Origin of the sequence: Collinsella sp. LCP19S3_C9 (assembly GCF_052121575.1) — a bacterium.
In the GTDB taxonomy this organism is placed as follows: Bacteria; Actinomycetota; Coriobacteriia; order Coriobacteriales; family Coriobacteriaceae; genus Collinsella.
The window spans coordinates 1-1,146 of record NZ_JBQKDZ010000036.1; the positions used below are offsets into that span (position 1 = coordinate 1).

At 63.4% G+C, this 1,146-nt stretch carries 1 protein-coding gene; it reads right to left on the bottom strand.

Translation table 11 applies throughout. The features are described 5' to 3' along the window. Positions 1 to 7: 7 nt before the first annotated feature. Positions 8 to 1,117, bottom strand: coding sequence for an IS1595 family transposase (locus ACTQXI_RS08865; RefSeq protein WP_441049388.1), 1,110 nt, complete (start codon positions 1,115 to 1,117; stop codon positions 8 to 10). Positions 1,118 to 1,146: the final 29 nt, after the last annotated feature.

Below are 1,146 nucleotides of genomic sequence, written 5' to 3' on the forward strand. Positions count from 1 at the left end.
CTCTCTGTTAGACCAGCATTGACGTAGCCGCTCCCTGCCGTTGCCAATAGTCCCAGAAGGGCTGGGGACGATCGATCATCTGGCGCCTCGTATGCTCGTAGAAGCCGCAGGCGCTCTGGCCGGAAAGCGTCTGAAGCCCGTCTGCGTCCGAGCGCCTTGCCTGCTCGAGCCAAAGGAACCAGGAGAGGTAGTGGTCCAGCCACTTGGTGGATACGCCGTGGAATGGGGCAAGGAAGATGCGCAGCCTCTGGTGCATCGCGTTGACCATGCCAAGCTCGCCGTCCTTCTGCAGGCGCGTGTCGGTGGCGGCATGCTCGGTGATGCCGAGGGCGGGAAGCACGCGCTTGTAGCCCTGATGGGCGTCGGTCGCCACCCAGGTGCCAGGACCGAGACCCTTGATGGCGTCTCTCAGGGCCTCATCCTTCGGCCTTCCCCTGTCGGCCACGCGGCAGAGCTCGTCTCCGGCATCATTGGCTCCGCAGATGACGCAGACCTTGAGGTTGGAGATGCCGCGCGCATGGACGGCGCCGCCGTGCTTGTGGGGCTTCCTCGGCATCTTGGCAGCACTCCTTGCCCTGTTTCCCGTGAGGGACTCGTCGAGGTAGGCGCCGTCTACCTGCCAGGAGACCGAAGGTCCGGTCCTGAAGGCGAGAAGCGAGCGCTCCATAACCTCGCAGAGTCTCATGCGCATGAACCAGGAGGTCCTGAGGCACACATGGCACGTCTTCGCGCACTGCCTCAGGCTTGAGCCCGAAAGCGTTGCTTCCACGAAGAGCGCCCAGGTCGTGGCATCGAGCTTCGAGGCGGCGAGCAGGCCCCTGCTCTTGGACGAGAATGTCCTCCCGCACCCCTTGCAGAGCCAGCGCTGGGAGCCGTCGGCATTGTGCCCTTTCCTGATGAAGGAGGAAGAGCCGCACCGGGGGCATGATCTGGGCGTCGCGCCATCTGCCTGCTTGCCAAGCTCGCGCGCGACCGCCGCCTTCGTGGCACAGATGAGATCACGCTTCTCCCCGAGGGAGAGCCCCTCCATCTCATGGAGTATGATGTCCAGCATCCCGTCCCCGTCTCTTCGATGTTGATGTTTGGCGACATTCATCTTAGGGCGGGGACGGGACATTATTACGTCAACGCTGGTCTAACGGAGAG